The organism is Campylobacter showae CC57C (genome assembly GCF_000344295.2).
GTDB classification, from domain to species: Bacteria; Campylobacterota; Campylobacteria; order Campylobacterales; family Campylobacteraceae; genus Campylobacter_A; species Campylobacter_A showae_B.
Genome location: NZ_AOTD01000163.1, coordinates 1 through 23,089 on the forward strand (window position 1 = coordinate 1; position 23,089 = coordinate 23,089).

Annotated in this window: 19 protein-coding genes; 10 read left to right on the top strand and 9 right to left on the bottom strand. The window is 43.7% G+C overall.

Annotation, left to right across the window (positions count from 1 at the left end; genetic code table 11):
• The first annotated feature begins 119 nt into the window (after positions 1 to 119).
• From fliW to hpf, 6 genes are read left to right on the top strand one after another with little or no spacing between them, the layout of a single operon-like run.
• Entirely contained in the window at positions 120 to 512 is a 393-nt protein-coding gene (gene fliW / locus H740_RS06195) for a flagellar assembly protein FliW (protein ID WP_002952461.1), read from the top strand.
• A gap of 11 nt (positions 513 to 523) precedes the next feature.
• Positions 524 to 4,462, top strand: coding sequence for a hypothetical protein (locus tag H740_RS06200; protein ID WP_002952462.1), 3,939 nt, complete (start codon positions 524 to 526; stop codon positions 4,460 to 4,462).
• 2 nt (positions 4,463 to 4,464) lie between these two features.
• Complete coding sequence (locus H740_RS06205; protein WP_002952465.1) at positions 4,465 to 5,070, top strand: type II secretion system protein; 606 nt, start codon at positions 4,465 to 4,467, stop codon at positions 5,068 to 5,070.
• On the top strand, positions 5,070 to 6,014 hold the full coding sequence (locus H740_RS06210; RefSeq protein WP_002952466.1) for a prepilin-type N-terminal cleavage/methylation domain-containing protein: 945 nt from the start codon (positions 5,070 to 5,072) through the stop codon (positions 6,012 to 6,014). Before H740_RS06205 ends, H740_RS06210 begins: the two co-directional genes overlap by 1 nt.
• Positions 6,014 to 6,469, top strand: coding sequence for a hypothetical protein (locus tag H740_RS06215; RefSeq protein WP_002952467.1), 456 nt, complete (start codon positions 6,014 to 6,016; stop codon positions 6,467 to 6,469). The genes H740_RS06210 and H740_RS06215 overlap by 1 nt, the downstream gene beginning before the upstream one ends.
• A gap of 51 nt (positions 6,470 to 6,520) precedes the next feature.
• Complete coding sequence (hpf, locus tag H740_RS06220) at positions 6,521 to 7,054, top strand: ribosome hibernation-promoting factor, HPF/YfiA family (RefSeq protein ID WP_002952468.1); 534 nt, start codon at positions 6,521 to 6,523, stop codon at positions 7,052 to 7,054.
• A gap of 359 nt (positions 7,055 to 7,413) precedes the next feature.
• Here the strand turns inward: hpf and H740_RS06225 are convergent, their stop codons facing one another.
• From H740_RS06225 to H740_RS06235, 3 genes are read right to left on the bottom strand one after another with little or no spacing between them, the layout of a single operon-like run.
• The gene (locus tag H740_RS06225; protein WP_002952469.1) at positions 7,414 to 7,860 is read right to left on the bottom strand and encodes a hypothetical protein; all 447 of its coding nucleotides are present in this window, start codon (positions 7,858 to 7,860) and stop codon (positions 7,414 to 7,416) included.
• Positions 7,861 to 7,901: 41 nt separating this feature from the next.
• Positions 7,902 to 8,834 (bottom strand): ferrochelatase, encoded by a 933-nt coding sequence (gene hemH, locus H740_RS06230; protein WP_002952470.1) that lies wholly within the window; start codon positions 8,832 to 8,834, stop codon positions 7,902 to 7,904.
• Positions 8,831 to 9,691, bottom strand: a complete 861-nt coding sequence (locus H740_RS06235) for a Gfo/Idh/MocA family oxidoreductase (protein WP_002952471.1) — start codon at positions 9,689 to 9,691, stop codon at positions 8,831 to 8,833. The genes hemH and H740_RS06235 overlap by 4 nt, the downstream gene beginning before the upstream one ends.
• A 178-nt stretch (positions 9,692 to 9,869) precedes the next feature.
• Here H740_RS06235 and alaS point away from each other — a divergent pair, with 178 nt between their 5' ends.
• From alaS to H740_RS06255, 4 genes are all read left to right on the top strand, one after another.
• Entirely contained in the window at positions 9,870 to 12,419 is a 2,550-nt protein-coding gene (gene alaS, locus H740_RS06240) for an alanine--tRNA ligase (protein ID WP_002952472.1), read from the top strand.
• Between the two features lie 252 nt (positions 12,420 to 12,671).
• Positions 12,672 to 13,166 (top strand): hypothetical protein, encoded by a 495-nt coding sequence (locus H740_RS06245; protein ID WP_002952473.1) that lies wholly within the window; start codon positions 12,672 to 12,674, stop codon positions 13,164 to 13,166.
• Complete coding sequence (gene maf, locus H740_RS06250; RefSeq protein WP_002952475.1) at positions 13,166 to 13,711, top strand: septum formation inhibitor Maf; 546 nt, start codon at positions 13,166 to 13,168, stop codon at positions 13,709 to 13,711. The genes H740_RS06245 and maf overlap by 1 nt, the downstream gene beginning before the upstream one ends.
• Positions 13,708 to 15,633, top strand: a complete 1,926-nt coding sequence (locus H740_RS06255; RefSeq protein WP_002952477.1) for a transglycosylase domain-containing protein — start codon at positions 13,708 to 13,710, stop codon at positions 15,631 to 15,633. The genes maf and H740_RS06255 overlap by 4 nt, the downstream gene beginning before the upstream one ends.
• Before the next feature lie 500 nt (positions 15,634 to 16,133).
• Here H740_RS06255 and H740_RS06260 read toward each other — a convergent pair whose 3' ends face one another.
• From H740_RS06260 to H740_RS06280, 6 genes are all read right to left on the bottom strand, one after another.
• The gene (locus tag H740_RS06260; protein ID WP_197273063.1) at positions 16,134 to 18,215 is read right to left on the bottom strand and encodes a hypothetical protein; all 2,082 of its coding nucleotides are present in this window, start codon (positions 18,213 to 18,215) and stop codon (positions 16,134 to 16,136) included.
• Positions 18,212 to 18,505 (bottom strand): DUF7494 domain-containing protein, encoded by a 294-nt coding sequence (locus tag H740_RS11940; RefSeq protein ID WP_197273064.1) that lies wholly within the window; start codon positions 18,503 to 18,505, stop codon positions 18,212 to 18,214. The genes H740_RS06260 and H740_RS11940 overlap by 4 nt, the downstream gene beginning before the upstream one ends.
• A 320-nt stretch (positions 18,506 to 18,825) precedes the next feature.
• On the bottom strand, positions 18,826 to 19,584 hold the full coding sequence (locus tag H740_RS06265) for a hypothetical protein (protein ID WP_002952478.1): 759 nt from the start codon (positions 19,582 to 19,584) through the stop codon (positions 18,826 to 18,828).
• An 84-nt stretch (positions 19,585 to 19,668) separates the two neighbouring features.
• Positions 19,669 to 20,352, bottom strand: a complete 684-nt coding sequence (gene cuyB / locus H740_RS06270; RefSeq protein WP_002952479.1) for a cysteate racemase — start codon at positions 20,350 to 20,352, stop codon at positions 19,669 to 19,671.
• 64 nt (positions 20,353 to 20,416) lie between these two features.
• A complete protein-coding gene (locus H740_RS06275) occupies positions 20,417 to 21,760 on the bottom strand; it encodes an anaerobic C4-dicarboxylate transporter (RefSeq protein ID WP_002952480.1) in 1,344 nt (447 codons plus the stop codon).
• Between the two features lie 86 nt (positions 21,761 to 21,846).
• On the bottom strand, positions 21,847 to 23,089 hold a 1,243-nt coding region (locus H740_RS06280), incomplete at its 5' end, for an aspartate ammonia-lyase (RefSeq protein ID WP_002952482.1).

A 23,089-nucleotide genomic window follows, 5' to 3' on the forward strand; every position in this document is an offset into this window, starting at 1 on the left:
GGCTATTTTACCATTGTTTTTGTTGCTTTTTGGTAAATTTTTGTTTTATTTATGCTTAAAAGTAGAAAAATTTGGGTACAATTCGCATAAAAGGTAAATGTATAATTAAGGAGATGTATATGGTTTTTCAAGTCAAAAGTCCGATTTTAGGCTTTGAGCATATCAAAAGTTACGAACTAAAAGAGCTAGATCAATTTTTCGTAAAGCTTCAAAGCAAGGACGACGAGACGTCTTTTACCGCGATAAACCCGTACGCCTTGAGAAATTACGAATTTGATATACCGACGTACTATCAGGAACTGATGGACATAAACGACAAAAGCGAGCTAAGGATCTACAATATCATGGTTGTAAGCACCCCGATCGAGACCTCAACGGTAAATTTCATCGCTCCTATCGTTTGCAATATGACAAATATGACGCTCTCTCAGATAGTGCTTGATGCATGGACATATCCGATGTATAAGCAAGCCGAAAAAATTTCGGATTTTATAGAAAACCAAAAACAATAAAGAGGTATGAAATGAAACTATTTCGTATTGCATTAACTACTACTATTGCGTTTTATGCAAGTGCCTTTGCCTACAATGACAACGACGGTTTTTATCATAATATTCAATACGTAGGCGTTCCAAATGGCGTACACGGATACGTAGATAGAAAAGGCGATGAACAACTATCTCTTAGAAACATAGGCTTAGGAAGTATAAATGGCGACATTGAAACGATAGGCGCCACAATATCCATTCCTATAAACGGCGGATATAATTTTAATCCAGTAGGGTCGGCCGGTATACACAACAGTACCCTTACGGGCGTCAAATGCGTAAATACTAACTGCTACAATAGTGCTACTTTTAACTTCAGCAAACCCATAAACGACAAAAACAAAGCCGTAAATGTAGATATTAGGGCCAAAGATATAGTATTTGCTAGGTTATATTGGGCTGGAGGACTTTCAAATGTATGGAATATGAACCAAGATTTTAATGCCATGACGAATCGTTTTTTTAGCGATATACGAGGCTTTAAAAACATAAGCTTCGGCACTCCAAGTAAATACAACGGGCAGTATTATCATAGCTTATCTGCAAATGAAGGAGATACTAGGTGGTATGGAGCCTATACCCAAAGAGGTATGCAGTTCATGTATCATGCTAGCGTTGACGTGACGAATATTATAAGAAATATGGAGGGCAATCCTATACTAAATAATGCCACATTTAATGTAGGAGGCATTAAAACATCCTTAGGATATCCTCAAGGCATCATGATGTACCGTGACGGCGGCTGGCTTGGTTATAGATATGATAGCAAGTGGGGTAGCAAATGGAACTACGGAAGCGCGTTTGCCGGACACTACGGCGGATGGGCCTTGACGATAGTGTACGATCTAAAAGATGACGATAAAGCAAAAGCAAAAACAGTATCCATCTTTGACGGACTTTATATATTGGCTCCTATACATTTAGGCGGCAATAGTGTTGTAGACAAGGAAGCACTAGTCAAATTTGAAGGTTTTTACACTCCGCCGCAAGGAGACATTAGATCAAGTTTAACTGTTTTTTCTTTCGGAGCAAAAAAAGAAGTCGATAGCGAAGACATTCAGATAAAAAAAGGGGCAGCATTTCAGTCTATAGGAGACGGCAGCATAAACAAGCCCGGCGGACAGTTCAACTCTACCATCTCCAAATTCGGTCAACACATGGATAGCTCAAAAAAATATAATAACCAAGTAGATCTTGATATATACGATATTTCAAAGTATATAACCAATAGACAAACTAGTGCGGATGTAAAGCTAAGAGCTAGAGTGCAAGAAACAAGCTCTGGCCTAGTGCTTGGCGAAAGATCAAATATAAGTTTTGTAGCCTTTGCAACAGACGCCTATATACCAAATGTTTGCTATGAAGAGGATTTGTTTGTAAAAGGCAAAAATGAAGATGAAAGCAAATTTAAGCCAGTAAGTACCAATGCAAATAGCAAAACAGTAATGAGGCCAGGGGATATATTAAGGACCAAACTAACGATCAGAAACGATAGCAATGATAATGCAGAATATCTATCAATAGCTGCAAAAACCGATATAAATGCTAGCTATCAGCCAAATTCCACCTATGTCAAACCATACGCAAATAGCGGGGATGCATTTGAATTGGGAAGTAACTTTAACGATAATAGTACAAAAGCACTTCAAGCATACTTTAAAGACAAGGGTACGCTGACCCTCTTTCTAGGTAAAGGTGCAAAACAAGGAACAGGCGGGCTTTTAGATATCACAAAAAAATCTTTCGTACAATACGATGTATCACTTAAAGCCGGCTTCCAACCAAATGTAGCGTATGAGGCCACCTTTAAAAACAACTCATTAAAATTTGAAATCAAAAACAAAAGAATTAAGAAGTGTGTAGACAAAAAGTACTATTTAACAGTATTCGATATGGCTACAATAAAAATCGTAAACGAGAAATTTACAAAAAAAGGCGACTCTGAAAATTTATATACTCAGCTAACCGGAAAACAGTTTAATGTCAAAATCGCATATTTAAACTCAGACCTACCAACAGGTAGCGCACCAAAAGGGCCAGATGAGCCTATAAAAGTAAAAATAGACGCGGTTGATAGTTGTCCTGCTGGAGCCTCTATTTTAGCATCGCCTATAGCCGATGTAGAGCTAAACAAAAACAATGGCATGCTTCCACTAGAAAACATTTTAATAAACAACGCATATAGGGCAGTATCTTTTAGGATTTCATATGAAGATCCATATACAAAAAAATATACCGCACCAGAATGCATATCTGACCTATTTACTGTCAGACCAGAAAAATTTGTAGGCTACGCTAATGGTTCAGTAAAGTCTACATCCGATGCAGCTAGAATTTCATTGATTGGCGGTAGAGCCTATCCTGCTATGGGCATTGCTGCAGTATATAATACAAATAAAGTAGCAAACAACTATGCCGGAAATCTAAAGACCGACACCGATCATACAGAGGATAAAGATAAAACTCAACTCGTAAAATTTAGCCCAGATCTTACTCCTGCTTGTCGAAGCGCGATAGATAGCATTGTAATAACCAATATAGAAAACATGAAAACAACTGCATCTTTTTCTAATGGCATAGGAACGTTAAAAAAGACTGTCGGAACTACAAATTCTGATTTTTCATACCCTGATATCGGACCTGCAAAGCTGTACTTAAAAGATAGCACATTTACCGCCGTAGATAGCGGCAGCGATTGTATAAAAGGTAGCGATAGTACCGAAAAAGTAAACGGAAAGATAGGATGCGATATAACCGGTTCGGTTTACTATAGATTTTTCCCTACCGATATATTGATAGATCAGTTTCAAATTTCGGATTTTGCCAACAATATGACCTATATATCCAGCAATAGGAATTTAGGCGAAAATATGGCAGCTAGTGCTACATTTAATATTCAAGCAAGAATAGAGGGAGGAAATACCGCAAGGCTTTACACTAGAAGTTGCTATGCCACTCAAAACAAATTCACTATAGGCATAGACAAAGTAATACCTGGCTATACAGATAACAGCGGAAAAGTCGTAAATCATACAAGTACCAACCCTGCAGTCATAGCCGCAGACTTAAATACCATAAATAATGAAGTATTATTTTTTGATAACGATACTTTATCAAGTACAAGAAAAGATCCAAGCGCGACTACAAATTTGGGTCGCTATACCGTAGAGGCAAATGCTTTTGCTGATACGGACGGCATAGCCAGAGTCACAGTCAATTTTAACTTCGCAAGACCGACCAATGTGGCTAAAAATCCATTTAAAGTAAATAGCGATGTATTTAACTTTGCAAATATATCTGCAGCTAGCGGCGATGCGAGCATTTCACCTATAAACAGTGCTCCATACACAAAACCTACCGGTACTAAATTAAAAAGCACAAATTTCTACTACGGTCAAGTATATGCGCCAACCTATACTGGACCGAAAGATGGGTTTGGGGCGACTATTTTTTATGGCGTATATTGCAATGGATGCAATACAACCACATATCCTTTAGCCGCAGGTGACGCATTGCCTCAAACAACTAATTGGTTTGTAAACAAGGCTCATCAAAATATTAATCAAGGCACGCACGGCACATTTAGCCATGCGGCTACCACAACCATTGCCTCCACCGGCCCTATAGTAAATGGTCAAGAGCCTATAAATTTATCAAGCACTATAATAGGTACAGATATTATTCATATGCAAGCTTCTAGTTGGCTAATATATGATCCTACTAGCGCTACAGCTACAACAAATCGTTTTACTGTTATTTTTATAGATCCAAGCACTATGTCATGGGGAGGCAAAGCGCTAAATAAAGATCAAAAAGACGTTGGCGTAGGAAATGTAGTCGGTTCGGAAATCATTGAGGGCGAAGTCAAGATAAATGACTTATCTGAAAAACCTAGTAACAAATTAAGTTGGTAAAGATGAAAAAGGGATTTTCACTAATAGAACTTATACTATCTATAGTAATAATAGGTCTAACTATGATGGCTATACCAAATTTAATCTCAAAAACATCAGACAATAATCGTATGGCCATCATACAAGAAAGTATAATGGATGCAAAGACTAGAATGGCTCTCATCTCCACATCTCAGTGGGGATGCGTAAATGATCCAACCAGACGATACGAACGAACACCCATATTTGGAAATATGGCAAATTTCTATACAACAAACAACATTACGGAAAGCCCTATTTCAGGAGTAAATAGGCGAGATTTTTCCGGCATAGCAAAGAACAAGGACTGCGCCAGCTGGGAAAAAAAAGTAGACGATTTCCATAAAGAGACCATAAAAACACAATCTTCAGCTGGATACAATAGAGATAGTATCCTAAACTCAAATTTATCAACAGAAATAAGTACCAATAGAGCAATGGATAGTAGCGCCAACAATGAAGTAAAAGAGATTAAAATAACCACAACCACTACCAGTGCTCAAAGTGGCGGTAATGGGCATACCATAATCCTAAGGGCGTATTCGGCAAATATCGGTGACGGCCCCGATATCTTAACTAGGTCTTGGTAATGAGAAAAGCTTTTACACTACTAGAGCTAATGATGGTAATCGTTATAATGGGTATGATATCCTATATGGGTATAGAAGCTGTACTAAACATATACCGAAACTATCTTCAAAGTAGAGCTATAAACACCTTAGAGACGCAAACGGAGCTGGTTTTAGAACAGATCGCTAAAAGACTCTCCATCCGAGTCAGAGGGTCTACAATAGGAAAACAAGCAAGTGCTGATGGATTAGGAGCTTTTGTTCCGACACAAGGCTCTGGCTTAAATAGCACATATCCTATATTAGAATGGGTTGCTTATAGCTACGAGAGTTTTCAAGATGGCGGCTGGAGCGGCTTTGTAGACTTAAACGGTGCTCCAACCAGTGCAACAAAAAATGCAGCTACAAATAGCGGCACCCTATCCACTCCAGGAAGCAGACTCGTAAACCAAGCAGGAAACTGGACTTCAGCTAATCAAAATATATCTGATTTAACCCAAAATCGAGCAACCATAGCCAATAATAATATAGGTTTAATGTTTAGGGGCACTAATTTAAATATAAATTCATCATTTGGATACAATCACTCAGTGGCCCAATCAATAGCCCTAGTCACAAACGACCATATCGCCACAACAGATACAGTACTAAGCATAAAAGATTATAGAGGTACGGTTATTTCAGAACAGTACTATTTACTTCATACAGCTTACGCTGTTGTTCCGGGTGCAAATAGTGCCAACGGAGATTTTGATCTATTTCTTTATTATAATTTTCGCCCATGGGTAAATAATCAGGAATACGTAAATGGATCTAGGGACCTACTTGCCACTAACGTAACTAGGTTTAATTTTACCGAAGTCAATAACGTTTTAGTCCTAAAGCTATGTATAAGGGATGCGGGAAGGTCGCTTAATCCAACCGAAGCCGAAACAACAGTATGCAAAACAAAGGCGGTTTACTAATGAGAAAAGCTTTTAGTCTAGTAACGGCAATAATTTTTTTAGTTTTAATAGCTACTTTAGCCATGTTTTCTCTAAATTTATCTGCAACTACGGCAAAACAGACCACTGATGTGTTTTTAAGAGAGCAAGCCGAGCTTTTGGCTCAAAGCGCTACAGAAATGGCCATTTTACAACTCCTTCAAACAAATTTTACTACAATGCCTGTAGCAGACTGCCCGATAAATACGACATTTTTTAGGTCAACTTTTCCGACAAATCAAGCAGCAAGCTCTTTATTTAGAGTAAATGTTAGACTTGAGCGACTTTTCGGTACTATAGGCAATTGTGTCGGAACAGCTATTCAGTCGCCAAATTCTATCGGAATAGTCATATTGGACACCACCGTCGAAAGCATTAATGATGCCAGAAATATTCCTCCTGTAAGATTTCACAGACGCACGATTCAAAAACTCTAAAATAATACTTTATATGCTATAATATTAGCACTTTAACGTAAAGGAGAGATGATGAATCTAAGCATCGTAGGTAAACAATTTGACCTAACGGACCCAATCAAACAGCACATAGAAAACGCATTTGATGCGCTTAACAAATACGGACTGGATATAATTTCAGGTCGCTGCGTAGTTTCAGCGGACGAAAAAAACGGCAAAAAAGGCTTTAGCGTAGAATTTGCGCTAAATTTAGCAAAAAAAGATACGATCGTAATCCGCCACAAAGACAAAGATCTGTACGCTGCAGTAGATCTTGCGCTTGAGCGCGCGTCAAAAGTACTTCGCCGCGAGCACGACAAAAACACCACCGTCAAAAATAAAGACGACGGTAAAGCGGTTAGAACCTCGATCGCAGACGAGCAGACGAGTGACAGCGAAGTAGATGAGATAATCCCTATGGAGCTTGAGCTATATAAACCCCTAGAGATCGAGGAAGCTATGCAAAAGCTAAAAGATAGCGATGCGCAGTTTTACGTATTTAACGATATGGACGCCAAAATGCGCGTGATCTACAAGCGCTCTGACGGCAAATTTGGACTTTATTAATCAAATTTAGGCGAGATAAACTCTCGCCTTCTTGCTTTTTCAAATACACAAAACTACCAATCAAATTTCAATCATTTATCACCGACTTCGCGACGCATTGCTTAATTTTTAATGATAAGCAAATTTGTGTAACACCGATAGGTAGTTTTAAATACAAGTTTGAAAAGCTATTTTTAAATTTGATGATTGTAAGAGAAAATAGCCATTTTATGTGAAATTTTTTTCATCAACCAAAAACCCTATAGGCAACCACGCTCAAAACATGCAAATTTAGTCTCGGCGAGCTTTTAAGGCTTTGATATCAAAACATCACATTCAAATTTTACGCCGACTCGCCGCGACTTAAAACTACGCCAAATTTATACGATACCTAAAACCGTGCCCAGCATCGACGGATTTTTATTTTGTAAAGATTGCTGTTTTTCTAGCAAGGAGTTGCTTTGCAAGCTGGCTCGTAGCTCCTTTTCGTATTTGGTCAAAAGATCGTCCAGTACGGTTTCAAGCTCATCTCTTAGGCTTTTTTTCATATCGGTATTTAGCCCTAAAGCCTCCATCAGCTCCTCTTTTTTGACCCTTAGTTTTTCCTGGATTTTTTGTTCGTTCATCTGCGATAAAAATCCTGCTGCGCCAAGCTCTGTAAGAGTCCTTTTAAAGCCTTCCACATCGGGCTCTTTACTAGTTTTTATGGCCTCGGTAGCAACTTTAAGCTCTTTTTCAAAGTTGCCCCCTTTTGCGCTCTTTTCTGCAGCTTTTTGTGCAAGCTCGGCCAAAATCTTTTGGATAAATTTTTGCTCTTCGATCGTCATTTTTGCATCCTTTATAAAAGATACGCTATCGCAAGCAAATTTTATTCCTTAGCTCTATCTGCGATAAATTTAGCAAATTTGTCATCGTCGTTTGGGCAGGCTACGACGTCGTAAAAATTAAATTTTAGCTCGTCTGCGATATGGCGAAATTCCTTTGATAGCTCAAAAACGGTTTCGGAGTTATCGATACAAAAGGAGATCGGATAAACGAGCGCTTTTTTATCTTTTATCTCGGCTAGCGCTTGATTTAGCGAGGGTTCGAGCCATTTTACAGGGCCTAACTTCGACTGATATGCGAGCAAAATTTGCTTAAATTTAACTCCTCGCTTCACCAAAATTTCGGTTAAAATTTGAACGTGTCGCTTGACGTGCTCCTCGTAGATATCGCCTGCATCGATCATCTTTTGCGGCAAAGAGTGCGCCGAAAACACCAGCGTTATCTCATCAGTATTTAGATCGCGTGCGCTTTTTTCGATGCCGTCTACGATGATCTCGTTATATCTCTCATCCTCGAAAAACGGCTCGATGATTTTTACTTTCGCCTTTAAATTTAGCTCGGCCCGCGCCTTTTCAAAGTCGCTTATACTAGACGATACGGTCGTAAACGAGTGATGCGGGTATAGCGGAAAAACGACGATCTCCGAGGCCTCCGTAAACTCGGCCAAAATGTCTTTCGCAAAAGGCGGCGTATAGTTCATCGCAAAGGCTACCGCCGTATCATCGTCTAAAAAATGCGAAATTTTACCGCACAGTCTTGCCGTAAGCTCGCAGATGGGCGACTTGCCGCCGATTTGGCGGTAGTTATTTTGCGCGGTTTTTAGGCGCGAGCTAGTTATCATAAATGCCACGAATTTGCGCAAAATCGGGCTTTTTATCCCCAAGATATACGGGTCGTTAAACATATTTTTTAAAAAAACTCCAACCTCGCTAAGGTCGTTCGGTCCGCCCATGTTTAGCAATAAAATAAGTCTCATTCGCAAATCTCCTGAGCCTTTAGGGCGTCTTCAAGCGTGCTTAGATCGCTTTTTGCGCCGCAACATGCCTGATAAAACTCGTTTATTAGCGCTTTAATCGGCGAAACGTCGCCGTAAACCTTTAAATTTTGCTGTCCGTCAAGCGTGTATTTGTTTAACTTAAGACCCAACATATCGCCGAAATAAACTCCGCCGCTCGCGGCAAATTCGATCGTAAAGCGTTCTGCTTTAAAGCGCTTTGAGTTGTGGATACTAGCTAGCGTCTGGTTTTTAAATTTAAGCTGAAAAAGCGAGTCGGTTTCGCTTCTTTTATCGTCGTTTTGGATTGAAACTTTATTGCTAAAGATTATTTCGCTACCCGTTATAAACCTTGCAACGTCGATGTTTTGTAAAATTTCAAGCTGCAAATTTACGCCTTTATTAAACCCCCGAGCGATATTTATCGAAAAAGCCTCCTTTTCTCTGGCGAGCTCTTTTTTTACAGAGGCGATTACGGGATTAAACCTATCGACAAAAGCCATATAAGCGCCGATATTTTGGGATTTAAAGCAGTATTTTAGCTCTCTTATCTCGCCTGATTTGCAAAGCCAAGGATCAAGCATGATAAATTTTATAAAATTTAGGCATTTTGGTATCAAATTTAGATATTTGTGTGTATCAGTGACGATAAGAGCGTCGATCCGTACGGAGTCCAAAAGGTCGTTTATATTATCGTAAAAAGGAATCCGTCCGCAAATTTCGCTATTTTGCACGCCGTCAAAAATCGCCGCCAGTTCAAAGTGCTCCGAGCGGCGAAGCTCGTTATAGTAGTACTTCGCGTCGTTTCCAAATCCTATTATCGCAACTCGTTTTTTCATAATCTTTTTTCCAAAATTTAATGTTTTTTAGGCAATTATAGTAAAAAATAGTAATTAAACGGATAATGCGAGCGATTTTTAAATTTTACCGACGCCTTTTTATAGCGAGCCTCAAACAAGTTTTATTAAATTTATGCTAAAATCAGCCCTATTTTAAAATTTTAATCAGGAAAAAACGATGGATATTAGAGGAGCTTATTTAAATTTTTTTGCAAGCAAAGGTCATGAGATCATCCCGTCTGCGCCGCTAGTGCCAAACGACGCTACGCTGCTTTTTACAAACGCGGGCATGGTGCCGTTTAAGAGCATTTTCACCGGCGAAGTACCGCGCCCTACTCCGCCGATCCGCACGAGCTGTCAAACATGCATCCGCGCAGGTGGCAAGCACAACGACCTAGATAACGTCGGCTACACCGCACGCCACCACACGTTTTTTGAGATGCTGGGAAATTTTAGCTTCGGCGAATACTTTAAAAAAGACGCAATCGCGTACGCGTGGGAGTTCGTCACGCAGGTGCTAAAACTACCAAAAGACCGCCTCTACGTGACCGTTCACGAGAGCGACGACGAGGCGTTTGCGCTGTGGGAGCAGCACATCGCAAAGGAACGCATTTATAGATTCGGCGATCACGATAACTTCTGGCAGATGGGCGATACAGGGCCTTGCGGACCGTGCTCGGAGATATTCTACGACCAGGGCGGCGAGCATTTTAACACGCCTGAGGACTACATGGGCGGCGACGGTGATAGATTTCTTGAAATTTGGAACCTAGTTTTCATGCAGTACGAACGCAGTAGCGACGGCAAGCTCACTCCGCTACCAAAGCCTAGCATCGACACGGGCATGGGGCTTGAGCGCGTCACGGCGATAATGGAAGGCAAATTTAGCAACTACGATAGCTCGCTTTTTATGCCACTTATAAACGAAGTAGCAGCGCTTTGCGGCAAGCCGTACGCGTATGAGAGCGGCGCTAGCTACCGCGTCATCAGCGACCACATCCGCTCAGTGACTTTCCTGCTAGCTCAAGGTACGACGTTTGACAAAGAGGGCCGCGGCTACGTGCTTCGCCGTATCCTTCGCCGCGCGATTAGACACGGATATTTGCTAGGTATAAAAGAGCCATTTATGTACCGCCTCGTCGATAAAGTCTGTGAGCTAATGGGCAGCCACTACGCCTACCTAAACGAAAAAAAAGCGGCGGTAAAAGAGCAAATCAGGCTGGAAGAAGAGAGATTTTTAGCCACGATAGCAAGCGGACTCGAGCTTTTTGAGAGCGAGCTAGCGCGCACGAAAGATATTTTTAGCGGCGAGGCTGCATTTAAGCTTTACGATACGTTCGGCTTCCCGCTAGATCTTACGGCCGATATGCTACGCGAAAAAGAACTCAAAGTCGACGAAGCAAAATTTGACGAGCTAATGAGCGAGCAAAAAGCGCGCGCTAAGGCTGCTTGGAAAGGCAGCGGCGACAAGAGCGCGAAGGGCGATTTTAAGGCGCTTTTAGAAAAATTCGGTGAAAACAAATTTAGCGGTTACGAGGAGCTTGAGCGCACGAGCAAGGTTTTGGCGCTACTTGACGAGGATTTTAAAGAAACTCAAATTTTAAAAGCGGGCGAGCAAGGCTGGGCGATGTTTGACGTGACGCCTTTTTACGCGCAAAGCGGCGGCCAGGCGGGCGATAGCGGCGAGATCGCGGGCGTGGCCGACATACTAGATACGCAGAAGTTTTTTGGGCTAAATTTATCAAACGTCGCGGTTAAAAAAGAGCTTAAAATCGGCGACGCCGTGAAGTTAAAAGTAAGCGAGCAAAGAGCCGAGATCGCGCGCCACCACAGCGCCACGCATCTGCTTCACGCTGCGCTTAGAAGCGTGCTGGGAACGCATATCGCGCAGGCCGGATCTAGCGTAGAGGCGAACAGACTCAGATTTGACTTCTCTCATCCAAAGGCAGTGACGGCAGAGGAGCTAACAAAGATCGAAAATTTCGTCAATAGCGCAATCGCCGAAAGTATCGCGGCAAAAACAGAGATAATGGACATCGAGGATGCCAAAAATAGCGGCGCTATCGCGCTATTTGGCGAAAAATACGCCGATAAAGTGCGCGTGCTAAGCTTCGGAGAGATTAGCAAGGAGCTTTGCGGCGGTACGCACGTGGCAAATTTAAGCCAGATCGGCGCGTTTTTCATTACTAAAGAAGGCGGCGTGAGCGCGGGCGTGCGCAGGATTGAAGCCGTGTGCTCTAAGGCCGCGCTAAATCTAGCAAAAGCCTGGCGTGGCGAGATCGAAGAGCTAAAAACCGAGCTAAAAAGCGCCGAGCCGATGAATGCTGTAAAAAAACTAAAAGCCGAGATAAAAAGCCTAAAAGATAAAACTAAGCAGGCAAAAGATGCACACGCGCTAGCCGTAGTGAACGTAAATGAGACAAAGCTTTGCGTCGCGGTGATTGACGGCGGCGACATAAAGGCGACGATAGACGAGTTTAAAAATGAGAACGAAAAGGCGGCGATCCTACTTGTGCAAGTAAACGAAGAGGGCAAAATCGCTCTGGCTGCAGGCGTGAAAAACGCGCCGTTAAAAGCCGGCGAATGGGTCAAATTTACGGCTCAAATTTTAGGCGGAAACGGCGGCGGCAAGGATGATTTCGCCACCGCAGGCGGTAAAAACGTGCTTGCGATAGAAGATGCGATCAGGCAGGCGTTTGAGTTTGCTAAAATCAAACTTGAAAAATAAGCCTGGCGTTGGTCAAATTTAAGAAAATCGCTTAAATTTGACCGCGTTTTTGCGACGTAAAATTTAAGCAAATTTTTGACAGCCAAATTTGACGCCGCAAAGCAAAATCCGAAATTTGCATTTTGCGAGCCGAGATAAAATTTAAAGGAAAATATAAGTTTATGAGTTTATTTTATTCGCGCATTTTGGCGTCAAATTTTACCACCGTCAAAATAGCTCTAGCGCGAGAAAATTTTAGATCAAAGGGGACAAATGCCCGAATTTAACATAGCTTTTGCAAAGATTAGCAGCGCCCTGCCCTTTATCCACATCCTCTCTGTGGTCGTTTTTATCGGATTTCAAGCAAATTTTTTACTCATTGCAAAATTTTTTATGAAAAATATCGAAGGCGACACGCAAAAATACCAAACGATAATCTCCATGTTAAAGCGCCTAGGCTACGCGATCTACGGCTCGATCGCCGTTATGGGCGTGACGGGCGCGATACTGGCTAAGCAAAACGCGATCAAAAACGCCGATCCAATGCTAAATACGATTTTAACGACGAAATGGGCGATCTGGGGATTTTTATTTTTAAACGTTATTTACGTCACGTACCGCCTAAACAAAGCCTCAAAATCCCTGCAAAATAGCGAATACGTCGAGCTTCACGAGAACCTCATAGTTACGATTTATTATTTCATCCCGCTAAACGTGGCGTTTGCGCTGCTGGCGGCATATCTTGGCGTATCTTATAGGGAGTTTTGATGATTATTTTGGCTTCGAGTTCTGTCACTAGAGCTAAGGTTTTGCGAGATCACGGCGTTAAATTTGAGCAGGTTTTTTTCGACTACGACGAGGGCGGCGTAAATAAAAATTTACCGCCGCACGTTTACGTTCAAAAGATCGTCGCGGCAAAAAAAGAGCAATTTTTAAAAGCGAATGAAAATGCAAAAAACGTCGTTTTCGCCGATAGCGTCGTCGTATGTGGCGGTAAAATTTTAGGCAAAGCAAAGGACGAAAAGGAAGCTCTAAAAATGCTAAAAATGCAAAGCGAAAATACCGCCAGGATCGTAACTGCGATGATATTTTTAGGCGAGAAATTCGAGCTTTTTAACGTCAGCTTTGCCGAGTATAAATTTGCCAAATTTGACGAAGCCGACCTACAAAACTACCTATCGGGCGATCTTTGGCAGGGCAAAGCAGGAGCCATGACGATAGAAAAATTCAACAAAAAATACATCCTAAGCCAAAACGGCGAAACTAGCACCGCAATGGGGCTAAACGTGAAAATTTTAAAGGCATTTTTATGAGATTTTTAGCTTCGATTTTGTTTATTATCTTTGTTTCGCTGAGCGCGGCGTTTGTTTATCTTTACTCGCAAGTCACCTTTGACGCGTCAAATATCATCGATTTTAAGCCAAAGCTCACGACTCAAATTTACGACAGAAACGGCGAACTCATCGCAAATATCTTTGACGAAAACAGGATCTACGTCAAGTACGAAGACATCCCGCCGCGCGTCATCGAGGCGCTCGTGGCGATCGAGGATACGAGCTTTTTTGAACACGGCGGCGTAAATCCCGAGGCTATCACGCGAGCTATCGTTAAGGACATAAAGGCAGGCAAACTAGTCGAGGGCGCTAGCACGCTAACGCAGCAGTTAGTTAAAAACATGGTATTAACCAGAGAAAAAAAGCTAACCCGTAAGCTAAAAGAGATGATCATCTCGATGAAGCTGGAAAACGAGCTAACCAAAGAGCAAATTTTAGAGCGCTATCTAAATCACGTCTATCTAGGACACGGCTATCACGGCATAAAAACCGCGGCAAAAGGATACTTTAGAAAGGAGCTTGACGAACTCACGCTAAAAGAGATTGCTATCCTAGTGGGCTTACCAAAAGCGCCCAGCACCTACGACCCGACTCGCCACCTCGATCTATCGCTAAGCCGCGCAAACAACGTTATCTCAAGGATGAACGCACTAGGCTGGATCAGCGACGCAGAGTACAAGGCCGCGCTAGTCGAGCAGCCCGTAGTCTTTGACGACACTCTCACGCAAAACAAAGCCCCGTACATCGTGGACGAGGTGCTAAAAGAGGCCTCAAAGCGCTTTGAGGATATAAAAACCGGCGGCTACGTCATCGAAACCAGCGTCGATTTAAAGGTGCAAGATATGGCGTCCGAGGCGCTAAAATACGGCTACAACGAGATACTAAAACGTAACAAAGACGCAAACGCCAGTATCCTAAACGGCGCTATCGTCGTTACGCTACCTAAAACGGGCGAGATCCTCGCGCTAGTAGGCGGCGTAGACTACGCCAAAAGCAGCTACAACCGCGCTACGCAGAGTATGCGCCAGCCGGGCTCTAGCTTTAAGCCTTTTATCTATCAGATCGCCCTAGACATGGGCTACTCGCCTATGAGTAAGGCAGCGGACATCTCGAGAGTCTTTAACGAAGGCAGCCAGTACGAGTGGCGTCCAAAAAACTATAGCGGCGGCTTCCAGGGCTACATCACACTGCGCGAGGCCTTGCGTCAGTCGCGCAACCTCGCCACGATAAATTTACTAGACGAGATCGGGCTTGATACGGCTTATAAAAAGCTAACCGAGATGGGCTTTAAAAACATCCCTAAAAACCTATCCATCGCGCTTGGCAGCTTCGGTATCTCGCCGTTAGAATTCGCCAAATTTTACTCGATGTTTCCAAATGGCGGCGAGATCGTGGAGCCAAGCCTCATCAAACGCATCATAAATTATCAAAATTTAGAAGCGGTTTTTGAGCCTGAGCGGACGTTCGTCACGGAGCCCGAGCAGGCCTATCTGATGACCGATATGATGAAAACGGTCGTGGAGCGCGGCACGGGACAAAGCGCGAGGCTAAACGGCGTGCAAGTCGCGGGCAAAACAGGCACGACAAATAACAACATAGATGCGTGGTTTTGCGGATTTACGCCCGAGGTCGAGGTGGTCGTATGGTACGGCAACGACGACAACACGCCGATGAGAAAGGTAGAAGGCGGCGGACGTACTGCGGCGCCGGTGTTTAAGAAATTTATGGAAAGCTATATGAAGGAGTACCCGCTAAAACAAAAAACCTTCATCGAGCCAGAGGGCGTCTTTCACACTGCGTACGAGGGCTTGATCGAAGTCTATACGAAGATCTCGCCGGTACCGAAACAAGACGCGCAAGATACGCTAATCAAACAAGACGACGAGGGACTGATTTTTTAAATTTACTCGAAAAAGGCCGGCTAAATTTGAGCGATTTACCGCTTAAATTTAGCCGCTGCTTCGTCAAATTTAAACCCATTTGCAAAGCACCTTTTTACTCTTACTTCAAATTTACGTTCAGGTTTTACGGTCAAATTTGATCTTGCTTGCGGTTTAATCCAAATTTTAAAGCTAGTTTAAATTTGCTTGTCAAATTTGACAGCTATTTTTAGGCGTAGCCAGATTAAGACTTGTCAAATTTGAGCCTGTTTGTCAAACCAGAAATCTTTGAAGTCAAATTTAAGCAAACAAGACATAACAAATTTAACCAAATCACCTTAAATTTGACCCGTTTGCCGCAAAATATCTGCGGATAATAAAGATAGCGCCATGTCCCGCACGAGCCAAGGTCTAGCGCAAGAGTTAAAAGTATGCCGTCTAGCTACGGCGATCAAACTCAAATTTAACCCGAGTTTTCAGACTAAATTTGAGCGGGTTTAAAAAGTAAAATAAGGATAAATTTACTCCACGAGCTTCATCTGCTCGGCGCAGATGGCCTTCCAAGAGCTTTGCAAATTTGAGCCGACGCACTCCTGCAGATACGGCTTTGCTTCGCTTTCGCGTTTTAGTTTGATATAGATTTCCGAGATCTGAGCTAGCGCGCGCAGTCTGTTTTCTGGATCTAGGCGCGTATCTAGGAGTTCTCGCGCGGCCTGCAACGCCTCGTCTAGTCTATCTAGCTTACTTAGCGAGCCGATGTACTCAAAGTCGATTTTCGGGCTAAATGTGGCGATATGTAGGCGTTTTTGCAGATCGATCGCCTTTTTGGCGTAAACCGACGCGTTTAAAAAGTCGTTCGCACCATACGTCGCCTCGGCCATGCGGTCGTAGAGCTCAATGACCTTAAAGTCGTTTTTGCGCAGCGTCTCGACGGCCGTTATCGTCGCGGCAGCATCAGTGAGCCTGCCTAGCGCCATTAGCGCTTCAAATCTATAAAAAAGCACGGGCGAGACGTCAGCATACTCCTGCCTAGACGCGATAGCTAGCGCCTCGTCGGCTACGCGCAAAGCGTCGTTATATTTCTGCGTCTTTATAAAAACGGAGGCTAGTTTGATGAGCCACTCCACGCGGTCGAGCATGTCGGGTGTCGAGATATTTTTCGAGGCGAGATCGTGTGCGGCGGCAAAACGAGAGAGGCGCATATAGCAGTCAAAGAGCTTAAATTTAGCCCCGATTTTCTCACCTACGCCGTAGTTTTCGGTCAAATTTACAGCTGTAACGCAGTCATTTTGGCGGATGGCCTCACTCGCCAAATTTAACGCCGCCTGATCCAAGACCGCGCTAGTGTCCGTATCATTTAGATCGCGCACGGCCTGGGTATAGCGCAGGACGGAGTCAAATTTACGCTCTTTTAGATAGAGCGCGACCTGCTCTTTTAGCGCCTTAGCGCCGACATCCGTTTTTCCGTATTTAGCCATAAGCGCATCGTAGTGCTCGTGCAGCTTTGTCGCGTTGCTCTCGTTGTTTCTGGCGAAAAATAGCTTATCTAGCGCATTTTGCACGGCGGTGGCGTACTGCCCGTCCGCAAACTCGCTTTGGTATCTTTTTAGGTATTCGTAGGCTTTTTGCGTGCCTGGCGTGCCAGCTAGGGCGATGCCTAGATTTTTTAGCACGGTTTCGTAGTCATCGTCGTTTTTGTCTAATCTAGCGAGTAAAATTTCATAAATTCTCGCGGCGATATCGTCCATATTTTTCTCGTGAAATACCCCGGCTAGCGCCATTAGCTTGGACGCATCGTTTAGTAGATATTCTTGGTTTCTATTTAAAATTTTAAGCATAAAATCCTTGGCACGGTCAAATTTGGCCTTGTCGATGCTGCCCTGCACGAGGCTAAGAGCCGCGCGGCTAGCGACGTCTAGCGTCTGCGCCGAGTACAGCACGCCCTCATACATCCTCACGGCCTCATCCTGCCTACCGGAGGCATAGAGCTTATCGGCAAACTCAAGCTCGGCTAGCTTGGTGAAATTTGAGTTTGGATGCTCGCTTTTAAGGATATCTAGCGTATAGTTCGCGTCGCTAACGAGCTCTTGTCTAAGATAAGCCTTAGTCACTAGATATAGCGCCTCAGGGTAGTTTTCGTCCGATACGAACCGCCTCATCCACGCGCGCCCCTCGCTTGCAACGTCTGCTGCGCTAAGCCCTTCAAAGCTGTTTTGCGAGTCTAAAATTTTATCCAAAGCGCGCAATCTGTATAGCAAAAACTCGCTGGCAAAGATACTATTTGGATAGCGGCGTAACGCCGTTTGCGTCGTGCTTATCGTGTCGTCGTAGTGCTTGGCGTCGTAGCTTTTTTTCACATCCAGGTACATATTTATGTCGTTGCTGTCGCCGCTTTCTATCGGAGCCTTGTTTAGATCGAGCGGTCCGACGCTAGGAGCGGTCATCTGCTCAAATATCGGGGCGAAATTTATCCCCGCGTTTGCTTGTTTTTTAAATTCGCTTAAATTTTGATCTATCACGATGGCGTGACGTTTGGCTGCGCCGCCGTTTTTGCTAAACGGCACGGCGGATGCGCCGTAAAGAGGCTCGCTAGACGAGATCAAACGCGAGCCGCGCGCGGCACGACATAGACGCGCATACCGCCCTTTTCCTCGCGAAATCTCACTTCAGCCAGGGCTAAAATTTTATCGTCGACCTTCGACAGTGCGCCGCCGGCAACGTCGCAAAAATAAAGCTTGCGGTCGTAGGCAAGGATCTCCTCTTTGCAGACGAATTCCTTCTCGTCGCTGATGTTTATCACTGTGTAGGGCCTGCCGTCCTCTGCGCCCGAATTTACGCTCAGGCTAAAAGAAAACGCCAAAATCGGTAAAAAAAGCAAAAAATATTTTCTCATGCGACCATTATACCCTTTTTCGTTTAAAAAGCGCTATAAAAGCGAATATTACGCGCTTTTGAGGCGATTTTTTTACTAAATTTCGCGCATTAGGATAAAATTTTATTTAGCCTAAATTTAACTTTGGCATACCGATAGAATTTTGATTTTAAAGAGCGCGGTTGGCGGGCTAATTTTTTTAGTTCGGCAGCCAAATTTTACCCGCCCCTCCATCCAAAAACCATGCTCTATGAGTCAAATTTGACGTTATAACGCCGAGTTTTGAGATTAAATTTAGTGTAGCGCGCCTCGGCAGATAAATCTATCCGCCAAATTGCTAGCTACTGTGCCGTTTTTACGATTTTAACCAGCTTAAAGGCGTATCCGCTAAATTTCGCCCTACAAAGCGCGACCGTGCCCTTCATCTGCGGCTCTAGCTTAAATTTAGCCACAACGTCGGCGCCATTAGCCTGCACGCTCACTATATCACCGTCTTTTACCTTTGCGGCCGCAGCAAACGACGCCGAGCCGATTAGCTCTTTCGTTTCATCGCTCAAATTTGAACCGCCCGCCTCATCCATAAAAAACACGACGCTACCGTCAAAGCTCTCAGGTTCTTTTAACGGCGTTAGCTTGCCGTCCGTTTTAAACTCACCCTGCTCTGCGTCAGACAAAACGACGTTTTTACCGAGCATTTGCAAAAACTCGAATATATTTTTCGCGTCAGCATGAGCTAAAAAGGAGCTATCGATCACGATATTTTCGCAATCATTTAAAAACTCCGCGATCTGCTCAAACTCCTCCTCGCCGACGTTGCACTCGCCGCTTAGGTATCCTTCATCCAGCTCGTCAAAGTATTCGCGCTTTTGTTCGTCAAATTTAGCCGCGTCAAGAGAGTACTTACAAAGCAAAGCCAGCACGTAGCTAGCCGATCCGATCTCGCAGCGAACGAGGTTCTGGACGCCTAAAATTTTATCCTCAAAGCAAGAGATATATAAAAATTCGTTTTGTTTTACCAGCCCTGCTAGCTGCGGGTTTTGCTCGCAAAGCAGGCTTGCTAGACTCAAAGTTTTTGCATTTTTAAATTCGCCAAATTTCATCGTTTATCCTTTAAATTTAGCTTGGATTTTATAAAAATTTGTTTTAAGAGGGGGTAAATTTGCGCCGTTTAGACGCAAATTTGATTATTTTTCTAGGCCGAATTTGACGGCTGCTTTAGCAAGCTCGAGGGTAGCGTCTACAAATTTATCTTTTTTCGTCGCGTACGGTAAAAACAGCGGTATCTCCGTGCAAGCCGCGATATATGCGTCGGCCTCGATAGCCGCGATCGTGTCGTTAAAGAGCTCAACGTACTCTTTTAGCTTGTTTGCCTTCGCGCCCTTGTAGATGCAGTCCATGATATTGGTCATCAAATTTTCGTGGATTTTCACGCACTCTAGGCCCGCGGCGATCAGCTCGTTTTCGTAAATTTTAGCCGCTGTCGTGCCGGTGGTGGCGATGACGGCGATTTTTTTAGCGTGCGGGAAATTCGACTTTATCGACGCGGTCGCGATTTTGGCGATGTGTAGGATATTTACGTCGCACTCGTCGGTTAGGCGCTTGGCAAAATAGTGAGCCGTGTTGCAAGCTATGCAGATAGCCTCGCAGCCCGCATTTTTGAGCCTCGTCGCAGACTCTTTCATAAAAGGAAACGGATCCTCGCCTCCGTGCAGGATATACGCCGTGCGGTCGGGGATCTGCGGGTGATTGTCGATTACGATGGGGATATTATCCTGGTCTTTTGCGGCGTTTGTGAGCTCTACGATCTTGGCGTACAGATCTATCGTAGCTAGCGGTCCCATGCCGCCTAAAATTCCGATTTGCTTCATGAAAAAGTCCTTAAATTTAAAAAAGCCGAGAGCGAAGTCTCGGCTAAATTTGGCTCTAAAATCCTTAGATAAGAACAGGAGCTATTAGGAACGCAAATGCAACTGAAAGCGCAACCATGATGGTGCCAGGTACGAAGAATGAGTGGTTGAATACAAATTTACCGACTCTAGTCGTTCCCGTATCGTCCATAGCGATAGCGCCCAAAGTAGTAGGATACGTAGGAAGTACAAATAGTCCTGAAACAGCGGCAAATGAAGCAACTAGGATCCAAATTTGACCTGAGTTTTCAGGCGTAGTCATACCTAGCGCAGCAGCGACCGCAGGCATCATAACGCGAGTGGTTGCAGCTTGAGAGTATAGCAAGCAACTTAGGAAATATAGCGCGACGGCTAGTATAAACGGATACTGCGTAACGACGTTTTTAGCTACCTCTTTGATGCTATCGATGTGACCGTTTACAAAAGTAGTACCAAGCCATGCGATACCGATGACACATATGCACGCATTCATACCGCTTTGGAAAGTGCTGGTTGAAAGCAATTTGCTAGTATCGATCTTGCAAAGCGTAGCGATAAGGAAACCGATAGTAAGCATAAAACTGATGATCGCAGCATCTCTAGATAGGATAGGTTTTTCCACAATGCCAAGGCTCTTTGAAATAACGAGTGCATAGCAAACGACGACTAAAACGCCGACGGCAAATATCGCAACCGATCTTTTCGCATAAGGTTTTAGCGCCTGATATTCTACCTCTTTTATCTCAGCGACCGCGCCTCTAGCAAGTCTGTCTTGATAGATAGGGTCTTTTGAGAGGTCAAGATCGTAAAATTTATTTACGATAAAGGCCGTAACGATCATAGCTACGAAAGTAGTAGATATGCAGATGAAAAGTAGCATCGGATAGCTAACGCCAAGAGGCTCGCAAACGCCGGTCATAGCAACGAAAGCCGCAGATATAGGGCTAGCGGTGATCGCTACTTGAGATGAAACGACCGAAAGCGCAAGAGGCGCGCTAGGTTTGATGTTTTGCGTTTTAGCAACCTCTACGATAACCGGGATCATAGAAAACGCAGTGTGACCCGTACCTGCTAGGATCGTAAGCAGATAGGTAACGATAGGCGCTAGGTAGTTGATTTGTTTTGGGTTCTTGCGCAAAATTTTAGATGCTACTTGAACCAAGTAATCAAGTCCACCCGCGACTTGCATCGCAGTGATGGCTGAAATAACGGACGCGATAATTAAAATAACGTCCATCGGGATATCTTTCATATCCACTTTCATACCGAGCATCGCCAAGATAACGACGCCAAGACCGCCGGCATATCCGACGCCCATACCACCTAGCCTAACGCCCAGGTAGATACCTCCGAGTAGGACTATAATCTGTAAAATCAGCATTATATCCATAGGAAAACTCCTTATATTAGATTTTTTTACTTACTAAATTTAAAAGGCGCCGAATTTGACTTCGGCGCTTTAAGACTTTTGCTCAATTATTTGCCCATGTGAGGGTTTAGCATATTTTTAGGTTCTAGGATCTTGTCTATCTCCTCTTTTTTCAAATATCCTCTCTCTAAGCAAATGTCGCCTACAGCTTTACCTGTTTGCAATGCTTCTTTAGCGATGCTTGCAGATTTTTCGTAACCGATGTATGGGTTAAACGCAGTTACGATACCGACTGAGCCAAGTACTGATTTTAAGCATGCCTCAGGATTTGCAGTTAGTTTTCTGATCGCTTTTTCGGCTAGGGTTTTCATCGCGTTTTCTAGGATAAATATAGAGTTAAATAGCGCGTAAGCGATACCAGGCTCAAACGCATTTAGCTCAAATTCGCCTCTCTCGCTGCAAAGCATGATGGTTACGTCGTTGCCCATTACCTCGTAGCATGCCTCGCCTACGACTTCTGCGATGACAGGGTTTACTTTACCAGGCATGATTGAGCTACCAGGCTGCATCTGTGGTAAATTTATCTCGCCAAGACCGCATCTTGGGCCTGAGTTCATTAGTCTTAAGTCATTTGCAATCTTGCTTAGGCGAACGGCAGCTGTTTTTAACGCGCCGCTAACGTGAACAAAATCAGCAGTGTCTTGAGTAGCTGCGATGAAATCATCTGCAGGTTTGAAATTTACACCGGTTATTTGGCTTAAAATTTTATGAACGGCGACTTTATAATCAGGATGGCAGTTGATGCCCGTACCGATCGCAGTTGCGCCCATATTTAGCACAGCCATAGTCTCTCTTGCGGCTGTGATTTTTTCGATATCGCTTTTAATGTAGCTTGCAAATGCGTTAAATGTGTTGCCAAGCGTGGTAGGCACGGCATCCTCTAGCTCGGTTCTACCCATTTTGATGATATCTTTGAAGTCTTTTGCTTTGGCCTCTAGCTCGCTTTTTAGTAGCTCCATAGCCTTTAAAAGATCAGTTAATTTCGCATAAGCAGCGACTTTAATCGAGCTTGGATAAGAGTCGTTGGTGCTTTGACCGAGGTTTGTGTGGTCGTTTGGATGTAGGTACTGATACTCGCCTTTTTTGTGTCCTAGGCTCTCAAGCGCGATGTTCGTGATGACTTCGTTAGAGTTCATATTGGTGCTAGTGCCAGCACCGCCTTGGATCATGTCTACTACAAATTGATCTAAATATTTACCCGCAATTATCTCGTCGCACGCTTTTGCAATAGCGTCGGCTTTTTGCGCGTCTAGAACGCCAACTTCTTTGTTTGCCAGAGCTGCGGCTTTT